We start from the raw sequence: 19,541 nt of genomic DNA, 5'->3' as shown, positions 1-19,541 counted from the left end.
AGCCTCGATTGATTGGTTAAAAATCTAGTGAAAATCACTACCGCCTGCAGTTCTAATCAGAAACCGTGTTTATTGACCCAAACTTACCGAAAAGCAGAGATTTTACGTCTCTGTTATTGGTATTTTAGGTATTTTAGGTATTTTAGGTATTATTGAGCATGGTGCAAGATGTTAGGGTGCATTGAGTTACGATCGCCCGACACAAAAAGACACCCGCTGTCGCTCGGTAATAAATTTTTAACAAAAACCAAAATTTACAAACCAATTGCTTAGCCATTAGAGATATATTTACAAAAAAGCGATACTCCCGAAATTCATGGGCAGATTTGATCCAACAAAAAAACCGCTCCCTCAACGGCACCACAAAAAGTTAGCTCAAAAGCTTCTCCCAGTACCTACCACCCATGACCTACCATCACCTAATAGAAACATTTTCTCTACCCTCTGCCTGTCCCGTGCCACATACTGAGACCCCAACAACAGTCCACCTTTTCCCCAAACGACCATGCAGACAAAGTTCCTTAATGCAATCAAAGGACATTCCTGGCGGTACTTCCTCGCAGTAGGCACGATCGCCCTGGTCTACTATTGGGCGTCGCAATTCGCCATTTCCACCCTCACCCTCAGTTCAGAAATTTACCCGATGTGGCCAGCAGCAGGAATTGCCCAAGTCGCCCTGCTGCTGTTTGGGCGGCAACTGTGGCCGGGAATCGCGATCGGAGGCTTCCTGTTCAGCATGAACGTACCGTCGGCAAACATCGCCACGGCATTGATATCGGCAGGCGCCAGAAGCCTGCAAGCGTGGACGGGAACTTATCTACTCCAAGGCCTTAACTTTAGCGCCGGGCTCGATCGGCTCAAAGACGTTTTAGGAATAGTCGGACTAGCAGCCTTGGGATCTACCCTGATCAGCTCCACCATCGGCAGCATCCTCGTATGCCTGAGTGGTATATCTAGCTGGAGCGATTTTGGCACGATTTGGGGGACTTGGTGGGTCGGAGACGCCATGGGAATTGTGCTCGTCGCCCCGCTGCTACTGACGTGGCAACAATTGCCCAAAGTCCCCACCCATCGCAAACAGATAGCTGAACGAGCGATTTGGCTGCTGCTGCTACTAGCAGTCGGCTGGCTCGTCTTTTGCTCCCGCACCCGCGCCGCCTACGCCCGCTATCCCCTCGAATACCTACCATTTCCCCTAGTAGTTTGGGCTGCCTTTCGATTCGGTCAGCGCTACACCGCCCTCTCCAACTTCATCCTCTGCGGCTTCGCCATCTGGGGTATCGCCCGAGGCAGCGGCCCCTTCCTCAAACACGCCAGCAGTATCCCCCAAGCACTGTTATCCCTGCAAGCCTTCATCGCCGTCATCGCCGTCACCGGCTTAGTCTTAGCTGCCACCGTCGCCGAACGCCACCAAGCAGAAGTCTCCCTGCGCGCCAGCGAAGCCAGCCTCGCTAACGCCCAACGCATCGCCCAGCTAGGCAACTGGGACTTAGACCGCAACGCCCAGCAATTGCGATGGTCAGAGGAAATTTACCGCATCCTGGGACAGGAACCCGGAACTTTTGAACCCAGCCTGGAAGCCTTCTTGGAATACGTGCACCCGGAAGACAGAGAATTAGTCAGAACCTCGATCGAAGCCGCTTTATTTCAGCAACAGCCTTACAGCATCGACTACAGGCTCATACTTCCCGACGGTAGCAACCGCACCGTCTACGAACAAGCCGCCGTCACCTCCCTCTACATCACCAGCACCGTCCAAGACATTACAGACAGAAAGCAAGCCGAAGCCGCCCTGCGTTCTTCAGAAGAAAGATTTTCCAAAGCCTTTCACGCCTCCCCAGTCGGGATCAGCATCTGCACCCTCACAGACGGATGCTTCCTCGATGCCAACGAAAGCTTTTTGCGCTCATTAGGCTGGCTGCGGCACGAATTTCTCGGCCGCACTCCCAGCGACTTAGGAATATTTGTCAATTCAGAAGACGGGGGGCGGCTCGCCCAGATTTTGCAATCACAAAATTCGATCAGCAACCAAGAAATCAAAATTCGCACCAAAGCCGGCGAAGTGCGCGACTGGCTGCTGTCAGTGGAACTCATCCACCTCGGCAGCACTCAGTGCGTTTTAATCATGACCACCGACATCACCGAACGCTTGCGTTCCGAAGAATTCCGCCGCGCCGCATTAGCCGCCGAAGCTGCAAATAGATCCAAAAGCATTTTTCTCGCCAACATGAGTCACGAACTCAGAACCCCCCTCAACGCCATCATCGGCTACAGCGAGATCCTGCAAGAAGACGCCCGAGACCTCGGTGCCGAAGAGTTCATCGACGACCTCCAGAGAATTAACACGGCCGGCCAGCACCTACTCGCGCTGATTAAAGATATTCTCGACTTGACCAAAATTGAAGCAGGCCGCATCGACTTCGACCTCGAAACCTTCACCATTTCAACTCTGGTTGAGGAAGTAGTTGCCACGATCGCGCCGATGGCAGACAAAAATAGCAATATTGTAGAAATACAATGCCCCGATGATATTGGCTCAATGCAGACCGACTTGACTAAACTCCGGCAGTCTCTGCTCAACATCCTCAGCAATGCCGCGAAATTTACTTGCTCCGGCGCGATTACCTTCGCCGTTACCCGATCCGTCGAACCCCCTGCCGACTCTGCAAAGAAAGGCAAAAAACTTGGAGCGTATAGAGGAGGTGGCCAAAATGAAAATAGCTTGTCTCTATTATCTTCCGCTCAAGATTGGATCATTTTTACGGTCAAAGATACCGGCATTGGCATGAGTCCCGAACAGTTAGCCAGAATCTTTGAGCCTTTCACCCAAGCAGATTCCTCAACTACTAAAAAGTACGGCGGCACTGGTTTGGGGCTGACGATTACTAAGAAATTCTGCGAAATGATGGGCGGAGACATTACCGCATTCAGCGAGGTGGACAAAGGTTCTACCTTTACTATTCGGCTGCCAGCTATTTTCACCGACCTTTCAATCTCAACCGAAAAGTCTGACAAATAATAATTTATTGACATTTCTTTTCGAGCGTGGCCGGTTTTATTAGCCTCCGCAATTTGCTGATTCTTTCCCTAGCGGGTATCGAGATTTTAAACATATAGCCAAATCATTAAAGCAGTTAGGATATAATTAGCGCCGTTTAAAAAGTTTTGGAGAACACAGATGCTCAATAGGCTTTTCGATCCAACCTAAGATTTGCTTGCTCCCGTAGCTTTCGACTAACTGTATAGCTGCGTATATATAATATTATTAATTAAAAAGATATACTGTAGAAAGTTGCCTACAAAGTGCCAGAAAATATGCACCCCCACCTCCAGCGCCAACTCGAACAGCTCGGTTTAGTCGGCGAGTCTCCTCCTCCCACTGCTGAGCAGTGGCAGCTTTTATTAGAGCAGGTAAGTTGTAGCTATGACAAAGCTCAGAGTCAGCAAGAACTTCAGCAGCAGGATTGCTTGAACAACGAGACAGTGGCGTTAAAGGATTTAACAGACTCGCCCCAGTCTCCTCAAGACTCTCCAACAGCTTCAGAATTCGATCGACTGCGGGCGAGTGTCAACAGTTGGGGAGCGGGATTGTGTATCCTTGACGCAAAGGGCTGTGTAATCTCGGTGAATCCAGAGGCCGAACGCTTGCTGGGATGGCGAGAGTCGGAACTTGCAGGCGTTTCCCTGCTAGAGCGCATCGGGAAGCAAAACAAAGGCAACAAATCCCAAGTTTTGACGGAGCCGAAACAGTCGGCAAGCAAGAGTGAAGATAGGCCGATCGCACCTACACTAGATTTACAACAGGCGATCGCTTCGGGTCAACCTTGCAACAATTGGGACGACGAGTTTTTGTGTCGCGACGGCAAGATTTTACCAGTTTCCTATTTTTTCCATCCCGCCGTTGAGGGCAGCGAAATATCAGTCTTGGTGTTTTTTGACATTTTTGACATTAGAGAACACAAGCAATCGCTCTCGATACTGCAAGCAGTTCTAAAATCTACAGATGCAGGAATTTTGGCGGTTGACAGAAACGGCAATATATGTAATTATAATCAGAATTTTCTAGAGATGTGGGGTTTGTCCGCCAGCCAAGGAAAGTTGAGCCGATCGACCTTCGGCACACTAAAAAACACGATCAAAACAGGATTCCCCTTCGACAGGGAACAATTAAAAGACCCGCAAAGATTTCTCCAAAACGTGATCAAAGTGTCGGCAGATTCAGATACTCAAATCAGCGAATTATTAGAATTTAAAGACGGGAAAATTCTTGAATTAAATTCGTTGCCCTCAAAATTAGGAGCGAAAACAGTCGGTAGAGTCTGGAGCTTTCGAGACGTTACAAAACTCAAAAAAGTAGAACAATCTTTGCAGTATCGAATAGAATTCGCTCAATTGATTGCCCGTTTGTCAACCCATTTTATCAGCCAGCCCTTATCAGAAATAGACAAAGGTATCGATCAAACCCTGGAAGCGATCGCCACCTTGAGCGGGTTTGACCGCAGTTACATCTACCTGTTATCATTCGACAAAACCCGCGCCGATAAAACCTACGAGTGGTGCGGCGAAAGCATTCCGGCAGTCAAAAACAGCACCGACAAACCAATAGACATCGCACAAATCCCTTGGATTGCAGAAAAGCTCGATCGCGCCGAATGCCTCTATATTCCAGAAATTGGCGAAATCCCGCCCTCAGCAAAAGCCGAAATTGCCTATTTTATCGGTAAAAATCCAGCCCAATTCCAGACAGACTCCCCATCCCAAACAGTCAATCAAACAGCAACCGCCTCAATACCTGCAATGGGCGCTTCCATCAATAAATTAGAATCACAAAAACAGCTAAAAAATATCCAATCGCTGATAATTATTCCCCTAATTGGTTGTAGTAAAAACCTAGTAGGATTTCTCGGATTCGAGGGCTTAAAGCAAACAGCAGGTCGAGCAACCGAAATATCCACAATATCCACACAGCTAAAAATGGTAGGAGAAATGCTCGCCAATGCCCTAGAGCGCAAGCGAGCAGAAGCAGCCTTGAGACAATCCGAAACAAAATACCGCAGCATCTTTGAAAACGCAGTCGAAGGCATATTCCAGACAACGCCTTCCGGGTACTACCTCAGCGGCAATAGCGCACTAGCCCGAATTTACGGCTACGAATCCAGTACCCAAATGCTCGCCGAACTCACCGATATCAACCATCAATTTTACGTGAACCCCAATCGGCGCGCCGAGTTTATGACCGAATTGGGCGCGCGCGGCCAAGTGTCAAAATTTGAATCCCAAATATACCGCCGAGACGGTAGCACAATCTGGATTTCCGAAAACGCCCGCAGCATCTGCGACGAAAGCGGCAGCGTTTTGTACTACGAAGGCACAGTCCAAGACATCACCGATCGCAAACAGGCAGAATCCGCCATGCAGTTGGCCCTAGAAGCAGCAGAATCAGCCAACCGGGCAAAAAGCACATTTCTCGCCAACATGAGCCACGAACTTCGCACACCGCTCAATGCCATCATCGGCTACAGCGAAATGCTCCAAGAAGAAGCCGAAGAATTGGGCGATGAAGCTTTCGTCCCCGACCTCGAAAAAATCTGCAGCGCCGGCAAACACCTGCTGTCGATGATCGACGACATCCTAGATATCTCTAAAATTGAAGCAGGTCGAATGGATCTCTACTTAGAAACCTTCGACATCCATACCTTAATTGAAAGTGCTGTTGCCACGGCCAGGCCGCTGGTCGAGAAAAACGGTAATACCCTAGAAGTGTACTTTCCAGACAACCTCGACACCATGCACGCGGACATGACCAAAGTGCGGCAAGTGCTGCTTAACTTGCTCAGCAACGCTGCCAAGTTCACACAAAACGGGAGAATTGCGATCGGAGTAGAAAGATTTAAAAATGAACAATTAAAAATGAAAAATCAAGAGGAATCTTCCCAAATTTTAATTTCCAACTCCGAATTTTTAAGTTTCCGCGTCGCCGACACCGGCATCGGCATGACAAAAGAGCAATTGCAGCAAGTTTTCCAACCTTTCACCCAAGCTGATGCCTCGACTACTCGCAAGTACGGCGGCACCGGTTTGGGACTAGCAATCAGCCAGCGCTTCTGTCAAATGATGGGCGGCAGCATAGAAGTCAGCAGCATCTTGGGCTCCGGCACCACTTTCACCGTGCTCTTGCCCAGCGCCATCAAACAGCCGGAAATCCCCAACAAAGTCCACGACAGCACAAACCCTCCCGACGCCCCCGCTATCGGCACGGTGCTGGTAGTTGACGACGACCCGATCTCGCGGGATTTAATCCAGCGCGCCCTCAGTCGCCAAGGACTGCACGTAGAAGTCGCCGGCGGCGGCGAGCAAGCTCTCCGGCTGGCTAAGCAACTACGGCCAGACGCCATTACCCTGGATGTGATTATGCCCGGAATGGACGGCTGGGCGGTACTCTCAGCGCTGAAGGCAGATCCTGACCTTGCCGAAATTCCCGTAATCCTGCTATCCTTTGTGGGCAACAAAAGCCTCGGCTTTGCATTGGGTGCCTCGGACTACCTCACCAAACCAGTGGACGGCAAACGGCTGGCTGCCTTGTTGAACAAGTACCGACGCGACCAAGACGGCGTTGCAAGTAACAATTTGACCTGTCAGATTCTAATTGTGGAAGACGACGTTGCCACGCGCGAAATACTGCGATGCGTACTAGAAACACAAGGCTGGGCAGTAACGGAAGCTGATAGCGGACGCGCTGCTCTCGATCGGCTAAAAGTTGCTCGCCCGCACCTGATATTACTGGATTTGATGTTGCCAGAAATGGATGGTTTTGAGTTGATCGGGGAAATTCGCAAATCCCATTCGGGAGATCCTATACCGATTGTTGTGATCACGGGGAAAAATTTGACACCGACCGAAAGCCAGCAGCTAAACGGCTACGTCGAGCGGGTGCTACAAAAGGGAGTCTACAGTTGCGATACTTTGTTGCGCGATGTTCGCTCTATAGTCAATGACAGGTTCGATCGCAGGTACGACTCGAAAGGCAAGGAGAACACCAATGGCTAAAATCCTGTTGGTCGAAGATAACGAAATGAATAGGGATATGCTTTCCAGGCGTCTGGCCCGCAAGGGACACGAGGTCTTTATTGCTGTTGACGGTGCTGAGGGAGTGTCGATGGCGCTCGCGAAAGTACCGGATTTGATTCTGATGGATATGAGTCTGCCGGTTCTCGACGGGTGGCAAGCAACGCAGCAAATTAAGGCGGCTTCTGAAACTAGCACGATTCCGGTGATTGCGCTGACGGCTCACGCAATGGCGGGCGATCGTGAAAAGTGTATTGCCGCCGGCTGCGACGACTACGACACCAAACCGGTCGAGTTTCCTCGACTTTTGGGTAAGATTGAACTGCTTCTAAAAAAGGCTATGACATGAAAGGTGACGAGGGCAGCGTGCTGGTTGTTGACGACAATGAGGTAAACCGCGATTTGCTGGCCCGCCGACTTCAGCGTCAAGGCCACGTGGTGACTGTTGCTGAAGATGGTCTGCAAGCTCTGGAAATGTTGCGAAGCGATCCTTTTGATTTAGTTCTCCTAGACATTATGATGCCGCAAATGAACGGCTATCAGGTGCTGGAAAATCTGAAGGCGGACGAAAAGTTGCGCTACATCCCGGTGATTATGATTTCGGCGGTGGACGATATCGACAGTATCGTTCGGTGTATAGAGTTGGGGGCGGAGGATTATCTTTCTAAACCGTTCAATCCGGTATTGCTCAAGGCTCGGATTAGCGCTTGTCTGGAAAAGAAGCGGCTGCGGGATAAGGAACAGGCCTATTTACACGAGTTGGCTCAGGAAAAGGAAAAGTCCGAGCGTTTGCTGTTAAATATTTTACCGAGGGCGATCGCACAGCGCCTGAAACACGGGGAAATTACGATCGCAGACAGTTTCGCTGAGGTGACAGTGATGTTTGCCGATTTGGTCGGTTTTACTAAGCTTTCGGCTCATTTATCGCCTGCCCAATTGGTGGAGTTGCTCAACGAAATTTTTTCGGCTTTTGACGAGTTGGCCGAGCGCTACGGACTTGAGAAAATTAAGACGATCGGCGATGCTTATATGGTGGTTGGCGGTTTGCCGACGCCCAGCGAGGATCACGCCGAGTCGATCGCCGAAATGGCGCTGGAAATTCAAGCAGCAATGACTAAGATGCGTACCAAGGGAGGTCAGCCGCTCAGCATCCGCATCGGCATCCACACAGGCCCGGTAGAAGCTGGGGTAATCGGTACTAAAAAATTTACTTACGATTTGTGGGGAGATACGGTAAATACAGCTTCCCGGATGGAATCTCAAGGCGTCCCCGGCAGCATTCAGGTGACAGTTGCTACCTACGAACGCTTGCGGGGTAAGTACGTTTTTGAGGAGCGCGGCGTGATTCCAGTGAAGGGGAAAGGCGATATGATGACTTATCTGCTTGTGGCCCGAAACGCTTAATTAATCATTGGGCATTGGCCAAACAGGGCATTGGGCATCGGTAACTAATATCAACAGTCAACAGTCAACAGTCAACAGTCAACAGTCAACAGTCAACAGTCAACAGTCAACAGTCAACAGTCAACAAATCATCAAATGAGCGTAAATTCTAACCTTTTAATGTACGCCCAATGGGCGGGAATTCTGACAGCAGCTTTGGCTATTCTAACAGTTATAGCATTTATCTTCAAATGGGGTTTTCGCTTCCGATTGGTAGGAGTGACCAGCTTTATGGGAGTAATTGCTGCGAGTATATTCGGTCTGGGTTTAGGACTGTTTTCTCGTACAGAAATTCCTGGTGCGGTGCGCTATTCTTTAGTTTACGATACAGGCGGCGCTCAAACAGTAGTTACCGTGCCACCTACGATCACCGAATCGGAATTAGAAGCAACGATGCAGCAAGCGGCTGCGGATTTGTACTCTCCAGGGCGCTCTGGGCGCGGCAGAGACTACATGACAATCCGGGTTCGTACAGTGGTACATCCTGAACCTGGGCTGTCGCAGCCGCTGTTTTTGGGCGAGGTGAGGCGATCGCTCGCGACTCGTTATGATGACAAAATGGCGATCGAAATCTTCCCCGAAAAAGTTGCTATTCTGAAAAAGTATCAAGCTTAAAAATAGGGTGCTGCAGCATTCTTAGGACTTACGCATGGGAGAGCAGAAACCGGGTTTTTTACAAAAATACTTCGTTGTAACGCGCAGATTCGGTAAAAAACCCGGTTTCTTTAGTCGTAGTGCGTAAGTGATGAAAAAATAATTTGGAATCGCTACTACACAAACAAAGTCCGCGCAACGCGAGACTAAGAAACTAATCGTTTCCAAGCAAAGCCTGGTAACGCAGAACCGGAGGATATGGCTGCAACTTTAGGGATTATTTAAAAAATGATTGCAACCACCAAACAAAAATTAAAATTTAACGAATTTATTGCTATTTGCCCGGAAGATGGTATTTATGAATTGGTGAACGGAGAGATTGTCAAAATGGCAACTACCAGAAATCCCGATGACGTGGCTGAATTTACAGACAGACAGTTTTATCGAGAGTGCGATCGGCTGAAACTCAACAATGTAGTAAAACGAGGCATCACGATTAAAACTACCACAAAAGAAGGTATAGAACAAGGACGAGTTCCTGATGTCAGTGTTATCGATCGAACTTTGTGGCGCGATGAACGCAAATCCTATACCGCACTCGAATCGCCGATTCAGTTAGCAGTGGAGGTAGTATCAACTAATTGGGAAGATGATTATGTTGATAAGCTAGATGAACATGAACGCTTGGGGATTGCTGAATACTGGATTATTGATTATTTAGCAATTGGCAAAAGAGAGTATTTGGGAAACCCGAAAAATCCGACGGCATTTGTTTTTTCGCTAGATGCTGAAGGCAAATATCACCGCACTCAGTTTATAGAGAATGAACAAATTGTTTCGCCCACTTTTCCAGAATTAGTGCTGACGGCGGCTCAGGTATTATTAGCCTAGTTGGGTTGTGTTAGTCTGGAGCAATATTGAACTTGCAAAAAATCCTTTAAGATTATTAAGATTTTCATCGGCTGATTAAAGGGATTAAGCAATTTCAAGAGAGTCTTGCACAATTTGAGCCATGAGGTGAGAAATAATGGATTGGAATGAACTGTACAATTTAGGCTTAGGCTTGTTTGAAAAAGCAACCGCTTTTTTCGACGAAGCTTTAGAAATGAAACCCGATCCCGAAGCCTGTTACAATCAGGGCGTTGCACTGGGTAATTCAGGGAAATTTCAAGAAGAGCTAGCCTCCTATGACAAAGCCTTAAAAATCAAACCTGATTATCACCAAGCCTGGAGCGATCGGGGCGGTGCGCTGGGTAATTTAGGAAGATTGGAAGAAGCGATCGCCTCCTTTGACAAAGCGTTAGAAATCCAACCGAGCTATCACGGAGCCTGGTTCAATCGGGGTACTGCACTGCTTTATTTAGGAAGAACTGAAGCAGCGATCGCCTCCTTCGACAAAGCCTTAGAATTCAAAGCAGATGATTACTCAGCATGGTCTAATCGGGGAGTTTCACTGTATAACTTAGGAAGATTTGAAGAAGCAGTAGCTTCCTACGACAAAGCCTTAGAATTCAAACCAAATTTTGACTACGCTTGGAGCAATCGGGGCAATGCAATGAATAGTTTAGGCTTGTTTGAAGAAGCGATAGCTTCATGCGACAAAGCCGTAGAATTCAAACCAAATTATTACGAAGCTTGGTTCAATCGGGGCAATGCACTGCTTTATTTACGAAGATTTGAAGCAGCGATTGCATCTTACGACAAAGCTTTAGGAATCAAACCAGATTATCACGAAGCCTGGGGCAATCGGGGCAATGCACTGGGTAATTTAGGAAGATGGGAAGAAGCGATTGCATCTTACGACAAAGCCTTAGAATTCAAACCAGATTCTCACGAATCCTGGAACAATCGGGGCAATGCACTGGGTATTTTAGGAAGATGGGAAGAAGCCCTCGCCTCCTGCGACAAAGCCTTAGAAACCAAACCTGATTTTCACGAAGCCTGGACTAATCGGGGCTATGCACTGGGTATTTTAGGAAGATGGGAAGAAGCCCTCGCCTCCTACGACAAAGCCTTAGAAACCAAACCTGATTTTCACGAGGCCTGGACTAATCGGGGCTATGCACTGGGTATTTTAGGAAGATGGGAAGAAGCGACCGCCGACTACGACAAAGCCTTAGAAATCAAACCTGATTTTCACGAAGCCTGGTACAATCGGGGTTCTGCAATGTATAAATTAGGAAGATTTGAAGAAGCGATCGCCGACTACGAAAAAGCCTTAGAAATCAAACCTGATTCATACGAAGCCTGGAACAATCGGGGCATTGCACTAGCTAATTTAGGCAGATGGGAAGAAGCGATAGCCGACTACGACAAAGCCTTAGAAATCAAACCAGATTATGACGAAGCATTCTATAATAAAGCTTGCTGCTATGCGTTACAGAGTCAGATTGACCAAGCGATTCAGAATTTGCAGCAAGCCATCAATCTGAATCCTGACAAATACCGAGAAATGGCAAAAACTGACTCTAATTTTGATAGCATTCGATCGCACCCTCAATTTCAAACCTTGATTCAAGGATAGAGATTTGTCGTTGGGTGGGGGCGGGTTTATGAGGTTGTTAGTTATTGGCAGAAATTGTTGGCGAACCCGCCCCTACAGCATCACAAATACACACTATTTCTTAGTCCGCGTAGGCGGAGATTGTTTGTGTAGACGCGGTTTCAACCGCCTGGTTATCTGAATAAATAGTACAATTAAACTTAGATACTTCTCGGAGACAACGACTATGCAAGTCACAACCCAAGAAATCATTTATCCTTCCAGCGACGGTCAACCAATGGCAGAAAGCACAATTCAATACGAATTAATTGTCAAAATCAAAGAAGGTTGCGAATCGCTGTTTAAAGATGACCCAAACGTTTTTGTTGCTGCCGATTTACTGTGGTATCCAGTTGAGGGGAAACCGGAAATTTCTCAAGCACCTGATACGATGGTGATATTTGGGAGGCCAAAGGGCGATCGCCCTTCCTACATACAACATCGAGAGGATAATATTGGCCCTCAAGTCGTTTTTGAGATTCGCTCCCATAACGACAGCAACACTAAAATGAATAAAAAACTTTCATTTTACCAGCGTCATGGGGTTGAGGAGTATTACCTTTACGATCCACAAATAAATGAACTGGAAGGTTGGCAAAGAATTGAGGGAAATTTAGAAGTTATTGAGCCGATGGAGGGATGGATTAGTCCGAGATTAGGTGTGCGATTTGAGTTGGGAGAAGATGGGTTAGAAATTTATCGACCTAATGGAGAAAAGTTTCTTTCCTATGCGGAATTAGAAGAAGAGAGGTTATTAGATCGCCAGCGCCTACAACAAGAGTCTCAAAGAGCCGAACAAGCCAATCAAAGAGCCGAACAAGCCAATCAAAGAGCCGAACAAGCAGATCAAAGGGCCGAACAAGCCAATCAAATTGCTCAACGTTTAGCAGCTAAATTGCGCGAATTGAACATCGATCCAGATAGCATTTAACCCCGAATAAATGCTCAGAAGCCCGGTTTGTTTGAAAAATGTCGTTTGTGGCGATCGCGGTTATTTGTGCTTTTAACGTAATCCTGTCAGCCCGATCGCCCTTTCCTCTTTTCTACGCAGTCAATCGATTTTGGATTTTAGATTTTAGATTTTAGATTTTAGCATTGACCCCACGGATAAATTCGGGGCCTTGTATCCTGGATGGTTTCGGTCAGCTCAAAAAAATAGTATTAATCTATACCTACCAATCCCAGCTCTAGAATTATAATAAAAAAAATTGAAAAAGTCCCCAAATTCCTGTAAAATTGCCATAAATAACCAAATAGGATCGATCGAAAGCACTCAAAGGCGAAAAAGATCGCATATAAAAAAGAAAAGAATCAATTAGACAGAAAATAATGAGGTGAAACCCCTTGCAAAAATTAGCCAGCATAGAAAAGCCGATCGACTCAGGGGAAAAATCCATAGCAGTCAACACCCAAAAGGCTCAAACCTGGTACGAACGCGGCAACGCCCTAGAAGCAATGGGACGATTCCAAGCTGCGATCGAATCCTGGGAAGAAGCGATCGAACTTGAACCAAAATTTTATGAAGCCTGGTACAACCAAGGCGTAGCCCTCAAAAAATTGGGCCAGCTAGAAGAAGCGATCGCAGCCTACAACCAATCCCTAAAAATCAAACCAAACAATCCCCAAGCGTGGTACAATCGAGCCAACGTTTTGCGGAAGCTCAACAGACTCTCAGAAGCGATCGCATCCTACGAAAAGGCGATCGAAGTCAAGCCCAGCTACCCCGAAGCTTGGACGAACCGCGGCAACACCCTCGTCAGCTTAGAAAAATTATCAGAAGCGATCGCATCCTACGAGAAAGCTATAGCAATCAAACCAGACTACTGCGAAGCTTGGTACAACAAAGCATTTGCCCTGAGAAAATCCGACGAAAATACAGCCGCGATCGCCTCCTTCGACAAAGCGATCGAACTCAAACCAGACTTGCATCAAGCCTGGTACAACCGCGGCTTAGCCCTAGCCGATGAAAAACTCTACCCGGAAGCCGTCGCCTCCTACGACAAAACACTGCAACTGCGGCCGAATTCTGCCGAAGCTTGGAACAAACGCGGCAGGGCGATCGCACAAATGGGACAATTTGAATCAGCGATCGCATCCTGGGACAAAGCCATCGCACTCAACCCAAACGACAGCGAAACCTTTTACAACCGTGGCTTAGCCTTCGCCAACTTACAACGCTTTGATGAAGCAGTCGCCTCTTGGGACAAAACCGTAGAGTTGCAGCCAGACAACACCGAAGCCTGGTACAACCGCGCCATCGCCCTCAAAAAAATTCAACGATTTACCGAAGCGATCGCCTCCTACGATAAAATCATCGCACTCACACCCGACGATCCAAACCTTTACTATCAAAAAGCTTGCATTTACGCCATGGAAAAAGAAGCAGGCGAGCTCACAAACAGCCAGGAACTTGTTGCCACCAGCATCCGGCTGGCGATCGAAAACTTATCCAAGGCGATCGAACTCAATCCGCATAAATACCGGAAATTGTGCAAAAATGACTCTAAATTGCGTACAATACGGGAAGAAGTGCGGTTTTTAGCTTGATTTCAGGGTAGCTATGATTGATGGATACGGATGCCGCACTGCAACCTTTGTAGGCAAAACAGCACCATAAACGCCCATCATGCAAACCCTAGACAAAACTCAAGCAAAATTCGCTCAACTGGCAGCCCACCTCAGAGAAGTTAATGACATCGAATCAGTCTCGTCACTGCTGCATTGGGATCAAGCAACTTATATGCCCGCCAAAGGTGCAAGTGCCAGAGGCCGCCAGTTAGCTACACTTAAACAAATATCCCACGAAAAATTTACAGATCCAAAAATAGGTGAACTCCTAGAAGACTTGCGTTTCTACGAACAAACCCTGCCCTACGACTCCACCGCAGCCAGCCTGATCCGCATAGCCCGCAGAGACTACGATCGCGCCTCCAGAGTCCCCGCAACCTTCATGTCCGCACTCTGCCGCCACCAAGCCGACTGCTACGAAGCTTGGGCCGCGGCCAGGGCAGCCAACAACTTCGCAGCCGTTGAGCCGTATCTCGAAAAAACCCTAGAATTAAGCAGGCAATACGCCGATTTTTTTCCCGGCTACGAACACATTGCCGATCCTTTGATCGATCGTAGCGACTACGGCATGAAAGTATCGCTGTTGCGCCCGCTTTTCGCCAAACTGCGTCAAGAATTAGTGCCGATAGTCGAAGCCATCACCTCGCAACCTCCCGCCGACGACTCCTGCTTGCACCAAGACTTCCCAGAATCCCAGCAACTAGAATTCACCCGTAAAGTCGTAGAACGCATGGGGTACGACTTCCAACGGGGACGGCAAGACACCACCCTGCACCCGTTCATGACCAACTTCTCCATAGACGACGTGCGAATTACCACCCGCGTCTATGAAGACCACCTGGATCAAGCACTCTTCAGCAGCATCCACGAAGCCGGACACGCCCTCTACGAACTCGGAAATTCCCCGGAATTTGAAGGTACCCTTCTGGCAGGTGGCATTTCCTCCGGCGTCCACGAAAGTCAATCGCGACTTTGGGAAAATATGGTCGGGCGCAGCCGCGGTTTTTGGGAATGTTTCTATCCGCAACTCCAAGGCATATTTTTGCGACAGTTGGGACACGTATCCACTGACGCATTTTACCGGGCCATTAACAAAGTCTCGCGATCGCTCATCCGCACCGATGCCGACGAAGTAACCTACAACCTCCACGTCGCCATCCGCTTTGACCTAGAATTGGCAATGGTAGAGGGAAAACTAGCAGTCCGAGACCTCCCTGAAGCCTGGAACGAACGCTATAGAACCGACATCGGCGTTGTCCCCGCCACAGACAGCGAAGGCGCGATGCAAGATGTTCACTGGTATGTTGGTACGATCGGCGGAATGTTCCAAGGTTACACCCTCGGCAACTTGATGAGCGCCCAATTCTACGAAACAGCAGTAAAACTCAATCCTGAAATTCCCGTAGAAATAGAACGGGGCAATTTTAGCGTACTCCACAACTGGCTAAAACAAAACATCTACCAGCACGGCCGTAAATACACCGCTGTCGAATTGATCGATCGCGTTACCGGTTCACCTTTAACTATCGATCCCTTTATCCGTTACATTCGCCACAAATACGGGGAATTTTATGTCATTTGAGGGATAGCAATGTAAAATTGCAGGCTTTTAAATTACCTAAAAAAAACAGGCGATACTAACTTGTATCGCCCCCCCCTTAGAGCGAATCTCAAAGAAGATATAAAATTAAGGGGCTACCTATATCAGAACTGTTTCAGGCTGTTATGGCCAGCGACAAAAAATCCGACTTGCGTCAGTTTGCCAGCAATTGACGCGCTTTGGGCAACAAATATTTGCTGCGAAACGATATAGTTAACACTTTTGTTGCCTACTGCACCAAATAGGAAAAGCCCGAACAGTTTTATCAATCTTCCCTAAATTCAACGTAGTGCCGCCGGGAGTCAACGAAAGTGTCTACTTTCCCTACACGCGGATAGAAGACCGGGTGCAAGGCGATCGCGATCGGCCGGGCGAACTGCTGTTTACTCTAGAAGACCCCGAACAAGTTTTTGGATAACTCGACGATCCGCACAAGCGCCCTTTATTTTCGATGGCCCGGCTCGATCGCATTAAAAACCTGACCGGCTTAGCAGAATTGTTTGGAAAAAGCCAGGAATTGCAAGAAAAATGCAACTTAATTCTAGTAGCTGGCAAGTTGCGGGTCGAAGAAACCGAAGACTACGAAGAAGCAGAAGAAATTAAAAAACTCTACGCAATTATCGACCAATACAACCTTCACGGTAAAATTCGCTGGTTGGGGGTGAGGCTTTCCAAAAGCCTGTCCGGCGAAATCTACCGGGTAATCGCCGACGCCCAAGGTATATTTGTTCAACCAGCCTTATTTGAAGCTTTCGGCTTGACAATTCTAGAAGCAATGATTACCGGGATTCCCACTTTCGGAACCCAGTTTGGCGGCCCGCTGGAAATCATTCAAGATGGGGTAAATGGGTTTTATATCAACCCGACTAACCACCTGGAAACCGCCCAAAAAATTCTAGATTTTTTATCGAAATGCGAACACAATCCCCACTATTGGTATGAAATTTCAACACGAGGAATTGACAGAGTTTACAGCACGTATACCTGGAAAATTCACACTACCAAGCTGCTGACACTGGCCCGGACTTACGGTTTCTGGAACTACTCGTCCAAGGAAAACCGCGAAGATATGCTCCGTTACATAGAATCGCTGTTTTATCTCATTTACAAGCCAAGAGCAAAGGCTTTATTGGCAGAACACGCAAATCGATAAGTCGCGAGTTTTGCTTTTTATATCAAATCCGTTGGTATCGGAATTATTCATTCATCTCTCTCTTCCCTTTCTCTGTATCCTCTGCGTCAAGAGGGGTTTAATAATTCCGATACAACTGAGATGTTGTACCATTCTCAAGAACAGGCAAGATGCCTGTTCCACAAAGAGTGAATTTTCTTGTGGAACAGGCCGAAAAGCCTGTTCCTAAACTGCCCATTCCACAAGAGATGAATTTTCTTGTGGAACAGGCATCTTGCCTGTTCCTAACAAGTAATTGAGAATGGTGCAACATCTCAGATACAACCGAAATTGATATTACGGGGGGATTCAAGGAAAAAACTTCGCCTCTGATGGATCAACTTTGTACCAAACCTGCCCGTAAATATTTGTGAATGACAGCAGGTTTTGTACAAGAGGACTGAGGCTAAGAAACCCGGTTTCTACGAAAATATGGGCTTTGGTAACTAAACATCTCGGAATCAACCGGGTTTATTAGGAATAGTGCGAACCGGCTCCTACTTCTAACAGGTAACTTCCAACTCGCAACTTCTGAGTGCTGATGCCCCGATTGCCGAAATTCTAGAGACCGGGGCAGATATAGCAACCGCGCCAGACGCTTAGAACTTTCTTAATGGCCTAAACCAATGCGGTCTATTACCCCTTCTCTCGGACTTCTTGTTACCCGATCGCGAAGTCGAAGGGCATTCTTGCTTCTTGCTTCTGCTATATGTCTCAGAAAGCTGTCCGGGTAATACAATTAGATTTAGAAACATGAAAACAGCGAAACCTTGTCAAACCTCACTAACAGGATGAAATTTATGCGTGTGACTACTGTTACGATTTTCAGCTTGATTGCTCTGCTCGCTCCCGGCTTAACCCGAAAGGCAATTGCTGCTTTTGACTCCGAACCCTTGGTGCAGGAAGAGTACCGCAGAGACTTTACGGCTCCCGCCGAGCCGGGTGCGTCAGCATCGCCGGAGGGAAAGTCCAAAGCAGATATGTTTAACAAGCCTTTTTACGCGGGCGAGCAGGCGCCAGTGAAAAAGGAAAAAACTATCTCGGCGGGTGCTGACGGGCCAGAAGTTGCAGCCATACAGCAGCGCTTGCAGGTGCACAGTTTCAAGGTGGGGACGATCGACGGTACCTATGGCTCTCGCACCCGATCGGCGGTTCGTGCTTTTCAGCAGTCTAAGGGTTTGAACGCAGATGGCATTGTGGATAAAGAAACTTGGACAGCTTTAGCAGCAGATCCGGCGTCGGCTTCTGAAACTGTGCAGAGCAATGCTCCAATTCTGAGCAATGCTGCTGTTCCGGGCAATCCTCCAACTCTTCTAAATAAAGGCGCTGTCGGTTCCAAGGTGAAGACGCTACAGGTGCGTTTGGAAATGCAGGGTTACGATCCGGGCCCGATCGACGGCATTTTTGGCGCTCGCACTGCTACGGCTGTCAAGAACTTTCAGCAGTATAAGGGTTTGATGGCTAGCGGCATGGTGGACGACACAACCTGGAAGGCGCTGGGCCAAAAGTAAGCGACGAGGAGTGAAAAATACGGAAAATTGCTGTGGCGATAACTCATGATTGAACCCGGTGTCCAAAAATGACCGGGTTTCTCGATGTTGAGCGATCGAGCAATTGGGTCATCAGCCTGCGGATTTATCAGTGGGTCGCTTTCTTCAATCTAAAATCTAAAATCTACAATCTAAAATCGATTGGGCGATCGAGCAATTTGGTCATCAGCCTGCAGATTTATCAGTGGGTCGCTTTATTCTATCTAAAATCTAAAATCTAAAATCTAAAATCGATGTTGGGCGATCGAGCAATTTGGTCATCAGCCTGCGGATTTATCAGTGGATCGCTTCCTTCTATCTAAAATCTAAAATCTAAAATCTAAAATCGATGTTGGGCGATCGAGCTATAGCGGTTCTCAAGCGTTGTGAGGTATGGGGGCGAGTCCTATGCCCTATGTCCTATGCCCGCGAGAGCACCTCATGTTAGTGATAAAGGCTATATGTGGTCATCAGCCTGCGGATTTATCAGTGGATCGCTTTCTTAAATCTAAAATCTAAAATCTAAAATCTAAAATCGATTGACCGATCGCTCTGTTGTGTGTTATAGTATTTAAATGTCAAAATGCGGATATGGCGGAATTGGCAGACGCGCCAGATTTAGGTTCTGGTTCCGAGAGGAGTGAAGGTTCAAGTCCTTTTATCCGCATACTATCTAATACTTTATAAATCAAGGGTTTGAGGTTCATGCAACCAAGAATCCCGTTTTTAGCTAATCTTTCGCTGACTCTTGCGAGTAAGGCGGTCGATCAAAACACTTTGTGCGATCGCAATGTTCGAGCATTTGCGTAGCCTTGACTGTGATTTTGTAACTTCTGATGATGCCGATCAGGCGAATCAAGGGATTCCCGATCACCAGTAGAATAGTAGATGGCTAAAACAGGAAGTTTAGATATGGGACTTAATGAGTATTTTGATTTCTTAGCACCGGATGCAGAAGTGTTGAATGATAGGAAAAGATTGCTAAAATAGGTCTAACAATGTATAATTGCAGAGTTATAAATTATTGAT

At 47.6% G+C, this 19,541-nt stretch carries 14 protein-coding genes and 1 tRNA gene; all 15 read left to right on the top strand.

The window, feature by feature from the left end:
• Window positions 1-505 precede the first annotated feature (505 nt).
• The 15 genes from QUB20_RS07250 (at window position 506) to QUB20_RS07180 (ending at window position 19,179) form a co-directional block, all read left to right on the top strand.
• On the top strand, window positions 506-3,019 hold the full coding sequence (locus QUB20_RS07250) for an MASE1 domain-containing protein (RefSeq protein WP_333249793.1): 2,514 nt from the start codon (window positions 506-508) through the stop codon (window positions 3,017-3,019).
• Between the two features lie 296 nt (window positions 3,020-3,315).
• Window positions 3,316-7,047, top strand: coding sequence for a response regulator (locus QUB20_RS07245; protein WP_333249791.1), 3,732 nt, complete (start codon window positions 3,316-3,318; stop codon window positions 7,045-7,047).
• Window positions 7,040-7,414, top strand: a complete 375-nt coding sequence (locus QUB20_RS07240; protein ID WP_333143834.1) for a response regulator — start codon at window positions 7,040-7,042, stop codon at window positions 7,412-7,414. Before QUB20_RS07245 ends, QUB20_RS07240 begins: the two co-directional genes overlap by 8 nt.
• The gene (locus QUB20_RS07235) at window positions 7,411-8,469 is read left to right on the top strand and encodes an adenylate/guanylate cyclase domain-containing protein (RefSeq protein ID WP_333236297.1); all 1,059 of its coding nucleotides are present in this window, start codon (window positions 7,411-7,413) and stop codon (window positions 8,467-8,469) included. The genes QUB20_RS07240 and QUB20_RS07235 overlap by 4 nt, the downstream gene beginning before the upstream one ends.
• Window positions 8,470-8,604: 135 nt before the next feature.
• A complete protein-coding gene (locus QUB20_RS07230; RefSeq protein WP_333249788.1) occupies window positions 8,605-9,123 on the top strand; it encodes a Ycf51 family protein in 519 nt (172 codons plus the stop codon).
• 267 nt (window positions 9,124-9,390) lie between these two features.
• A complete protein-coding gene (locus QUB20_RS07225; protein ID WP_333249785.1) occupies window positions 9,391-9,993 on the top strand; it encodes a Uma2 family endonuclease in 603 nt (200 codons plus the stop codon).
• Window positions 9,994-10,129: 136 nt separating this feature from the next.
• Window positions 10,130-11,626, top strand: coding sequence for a tetratricopeptide repeat protein (locus tag QUB20_RS07220; protein WP_333249783.1), 1,497 nt, complete (start codon window positions 10,130-10,132; stop codon window positions 11,624-11,626).
• A 205-nt stretch (window positions 11,627-11,831) separates the two neighbouring features.
• Entirely contained in the window at window positions 11,832-12,575 is a 744-nt protein-coding gene (locus QUB20_RS07215; protein WP_333249782.1) for a Uma2 family endonuclease, read from the top strand.
• A gap of 413 nt (window positions 12,576-12,988) precedes the next feature.
• A complete protein-coding gene (locus QUB20_RS07210) occupies window positions 12,989-14,191 on the top strand; it encodes a tetratricopeptide repeat protein (RefSeq protein ID WP_333249780.1) in 1,203 nt (400 codons plus the stop codon).
• 79 nt (window positions 14,192-14,270) lie between these two features.
• Window positions 14,271-15,794, top strand: a complete 1,524-nt coding sequence (locus QUB20_RS07205) for a carboxypeptidase M32 (RefSeq protein WP_333236282.1) — start codon at window positions 14,271-14,273, stop codon at window positions 15,792-15,794.
• 250 nt (window positions 15,795-16,044) lie between these two features.
• On the top strand, window positions 16,045-16,230 hold the full coding sequence (locus QUB20_RS07200) for a hypothetical protein (RefSeq protein WP_445299380.1): 186 nt from the start codon (window positions 16,045-16,047) through the stop codon (window positions 16,228-16,230).
• A 33-nt stretch (window positions 16,231-16,263) separates the two neighbouring features.
• On the top strand, window positions 16,264-16,965 hold the full coding sequence (locus tag QUB20_RS07195; RefSeq protein WP_333249776.1) for a glycosyltransferase: 702 nt from the start codon (window positions 16,264-16,266) through the stop codon (window positions 16,963-16,965).
• Window positions 16,966-17,114: 149 nt separating this feature from the next.
• Window positions 17,115-17,243: a hypothetical protein gene (locus QUB20_RS07190; RefSeq protein WP_333291272.1), complete on the top strand. Its 129-nt coding sequence runs from the start codon at window positions 17,115-17,117 to the stop codon at window positions 17,241-17,243.
• A 540-nt stretch (window positions 17,244-17,783) separates the two neighbouring features.
• Entirely contained in the window at window positions 17,784-18,494 is a 711-nt protein-coding gene (locus tag QUB20_RS07185; protein WP_333249774.1) for a peptidoglycan-binding protein, read from the top strand.
• A 603-nt stretch (window positions 18,495-19,097) separates the two neighbouring features.
• Window positions 19,098-19,179, top strand: a tRNA-Leu gene (locus QUB20_RS07180).
• Window positions 19,180-19,541 lie beyond the last annotated feature (362 nt).

Source organism: Microcoleus sp. B4-C2 (genome assembly GCF_036705265.1).
Classification (GTDB): domain Bacteria; phylum Cyanobacteriota; class Cyanobacteriia; order Cyanobacteriales; family Microcoleaceae; genus Microcoleus.
The sequence above is the reverse complement of the archived record's forward strand: the minus strand, read 5'-3'. Positions and strand labels throughout refer to the sequence as shown.